The following is a 2,887-nucleotide window of genomic DNA, read 5'->3' as shown; positions in this document are numbered from 1 at the left end:
CAGACCATCGTCCAGATAGCGTTCGATGGTATTCAGGTCACGAATCCCGCCGCCGAGCTGCACCGGGATGTCGCTGCCGACTTCCTTGATGATCGCGCGGATGGCGTCTTCGTTTTTAGGCTTGCCGGCAAATGCGCCGTTCAGGTCGACGAGATGCAGCCGCCGCGCGCCTCGCTCGAGCCAGAGCCGGGCCATTGCCGCCGGATCTTCGGAAAAAATGGTCGCCTGGTCCATATCGCCTTGTTTGAGGCGTACGCACTGACCGTCTTTTAGATCGATGGCCGGAATGAGCAACATAGAAATAGCGTTAAAGGAAAGGGTTGATCGAACGATTGCGAATCTGGGCGGAGCGCCGCTTTTCGCCTACCGTCTCGCTAGTGTAGTACAAGTAATGCGCACGTCACGGCTGCAAACGGCATAAGCCAAAACGTCAGAATTACGCCGCGCAGACATCACGGATTCCAGTGAACGAAGTTACGGTACAGGCGCAATCCGGCATCGGCGCTCTTCTCCGGATGGAATTGGGTGGCGAAGAGGTTATCGCGGGCAATCGCGGACGTGAAAGGCGCCCCGTACAGGGTTTCGCCGGACGTGTGCGCCGGGTTGTCCGGCACACCGTAATAACTGTGCACGAAATAGAAAAACGAGTCGTCAGGCACGCCTTCCCAGATCGGGTGGTGCTGCGCCTGACGCACACGGTTCCAGCCCATTTGCGGGACCTTGAAGCGCGAACCGTCGTCCTGCAACTGCCCTTCCAGATCGAAACGCACGACCTTGCCCGGCACGAGACCCAGGCCATTCGTGCCGTCAGTGCCGCCTTCCTCGCTCCAGTCGAACAGCATTTGCTCGCCCACGCACACGCCGAGCATCGGCTTGTTCCGCGCGGCTTCCATGACGGCTTCCTGCAAGCCCGACGCGCTGAAATGCGCCATACAGTCGCGCATTGCGCCCTGTCCCGGCAACACGATCCGGTCGGCCGCACGAATGGCTTCCGGCTGCTCGACGATCGCCACGTCCGCTTCCGGCGCCGCATGGCGCAGCGCCTGGTACACGGAGCGCAGGTTGCCCATGCCGTAATCCACGATTGCTATCGAAGTTTTCATCGAAGTCACTAAAACAACGCTATTTCAGGGAGGGGATCAACGCCTTCAATCCATTGACGATAAATTCGACCGCCAGCGCCGACAACATCAGACCCATCAGCCGCGTACCAATGTTGATACCCGTTCGGCCGACCCAGGTTGCGATCGGCTCGGCCAGGCTCATCGCGCCGTAGCACAACACGGCCAGCACGCCGCCAATCATGACGAGACCAATGCGGTCGTACCAGTGCGCCACGCTTGCAGAATAGATGATTACCGTGCTGATCGAACCCGGCCCCGTCAGAAGAGGAATGGCCAGCGGCACGACCGCGATGCTGTTCTTGATCTCGGCTTCGTGCCGCTCTTCCGGCGTGGAGCGCGCGTTGCCAGTCTGCGCGTTCAACATGTTGATTGCCATCAGCAACATGATGATCCCGCCGCCGACTTCAAGCGATCCTACGGAAATGCCGAAGAACGCGATGATTTGCTGTCCGAGCAATGCCGTCACCGCGATCACGCAGAACACCGAAATGGACGCGATCCGGATCGTGCCCGCTTTTTCCGAGCGCGACATTTCGGTTGTCAGGCTCAGGAAAAACGGAATCGCGCCGACCGGATTGATCAGCGCGAGCAGGGATATAAACGATTTGAGTAGGTTCATCGCGGGCCGTCACGGCGTTGCATGGTGCAAACCGTGGCGTTTATCCGGCTTTAGAGGCTGCCCTTGGTAGATGGAATCTGCCCGGCCGCGCGTTCGTCCAATTCCACGGCCATGCGCAGCGCGCGCCCGAACGCCTTGAAGACGGTTTCCACCTGATGGTGCGCGTTGATGCCACGCAAATTGTCGATGTGAAGCGTTACGCCCGCGTGATTCACGAAGCCGCGGAAGAATTCGATGGTCAGGTCCACGTCGAACGTACCAATGCGCGCGCGCGTGAACGGCACGTTGAATTCCAGGCCCGGACGGCCCGAAAAGTCGATCACGACACGCGACAACGCTTCGTCGAGCGGCACGTACGAGTGGCCGTACCGGCGAATGCCCTTGCGGTCGCCGATTGCCTTCGCCACCGCCTGGCCCAGCGTGATGCCCGTGTCTTCGACCGTGTGATGGTCGTCGATATGGAGGTCGCCATGCGCTTCGACGTCGAGGTCGATCAGGCCGTGACGCGCGATCTGGTCCAGCATGTGGTCGAGAAACGGCACGCCGGTCGCAAGTTTTTGTTTGCCGGTGCCATCCAGATCGAGCTTCACACGGATCTGCGTTTCGCTGGTGTTGCGAACGACTTCCGCAATGCGCATGGTATTTCCTTCGGGACTTTTAAGAGAATTCAGTGCAACGCGAGTTTCAAAGCGGCGATCATTTGCGCGTTCTCTTGCGCCGATCCAACCGTCAAACGCACGCAATTTGCCAATAACGGATGCATTTTACTCACGTTTTTGATCAAAACCCGCGATGTCAGGAGGGTTTCGAAGACGGCGGCGGCATCGGGAACACGAACGAGCAGGAAGTTGCCGGCACTCGGGAAAACCGTCGCGCCGGGCAGCGCCTTGATTGCGTCTTCCAGACGCGTGCGCTCGGCACGGAGTTCGGCGGCCTGGGCATCGAGCACGTCGAGGTGATCGAGCATGAAATCCGCGGCCGCCTGCGTCAGCACATTGACGTTGTACGGCGGGCGCACTTTATCGAATTCCGTGGTCCATGACGCCTTGCCCGCCAGATAACCCAGGCGAATACCCGCCAGACCGAGCTTCGACATCGTCCGCATCACGACTACGTTGTCGAAATCAGCAGCGCGCGGCAGCCA

At 59.6% G+C, this 2,887-nt stretch carries 5 protein-coding genes; all 5 read right to left on the bottom strand.

Annotated features, from left to right (window positions below):
• Window positions 1-297 (bottom strand): HisA/HisF-related TIM barrel protein (locus tag ACFFAR_RS29825; protein ID WP_375509076.1); only part of this gene is annotated, 297 nt, incomplete at its 3' end.
• Between the two features lie 155 nt (window positions 298-452).
• Window positions 453-1,103 carry an imidazole glycerol phosphate synthase subunit HisH gene (gene hisH / locus ACFFAR_RS29820; RefSeq protein ID WP_375509075.1) on the bottom strand — a complete coding sequence of 217 codons (651 nt, stop codon included), beginning with the start codon at window positions 1,101-1,103 and terminating at the stop codon, window positions 453-455.
• A 19-nt stretch (window positions 1,104-1,122) separates the two neighbouring features.
• The gene (locus tag ACFFAR_RS29815) at window positions 1,123-1,743 is read right to left on the bottom strand and encodes a MarC family protein (RefSeq protein ID WP_062000440.1); all 621 of its coding nucleotides are present in this window, start codon (window positions 1,741-1,743) and stop codon (window positions 1,123-1,125) included.
• Window positions 1,744-1,793: 50 nt separating this feature from the next.
• Window positions 1,794-2,381 carry an imidazoleglycerol-phosphate dehydratase HisB gene (hisB, locus tag ACFFAR_RS29810; protein ID WP_056355581.1) on the bottom strand — a complete coding sequence of 196 codons (588 nt, stop codon included), beginning with the start codon at window positions 2,379-2,381 and terminating at the stop codon, window positions 1,794-1,796.
• Window positions 2,382-2,410: 29 nt separating this feature from the next.
• On the bottom strand, window positions 2,411-2,887 hold a 477-nt coding region (locus tag ACFFAR_RS29805; protein ID WP_375509074.1), incomplete at its 5' end, for an aminotransferase class I/II-fold pyridoxal phosphate-dependent enzyme.

The sequence above is a fragment of the uncultured Caballeronia sp. genome, from assembly GCF_964243625.1.
GTDB lineage: Bacteria > Pseudomonadota > Gammaproteobacteria > Burkholderiales > Burkholderiaceae > Caballeronia.
The sequence above is the reverse complement of the archived record's forward strand: the minus strand, read 5'-3'. Positions and strand labels throughout refer to the sequence as shown.

Excerpts from the sequence above, each read along its gene's own strand:
- hisH (WP_375509075.1), bottom strand. The coding sequence starts at position 1,103 with ATGAAAACTTCGATAGCAATCGTGGATTACGGCATGGGCAACCTGCGC.
- hisB (WP_056355581.1), bottom strand. The coding sequence starts at position 2,381 with ATGCGCATTGCGGAAGTCGTTCGCAACACCAGCGAAACGCAGATCCGT.
- ACFFAR_RS29815 (WP_062000440.1), bottom strand. The coding sequence starts at position 1,743 with ATGAACCTACTCAAATCGTTTATATCCCTGCTCGCGCTGATCAATCCG.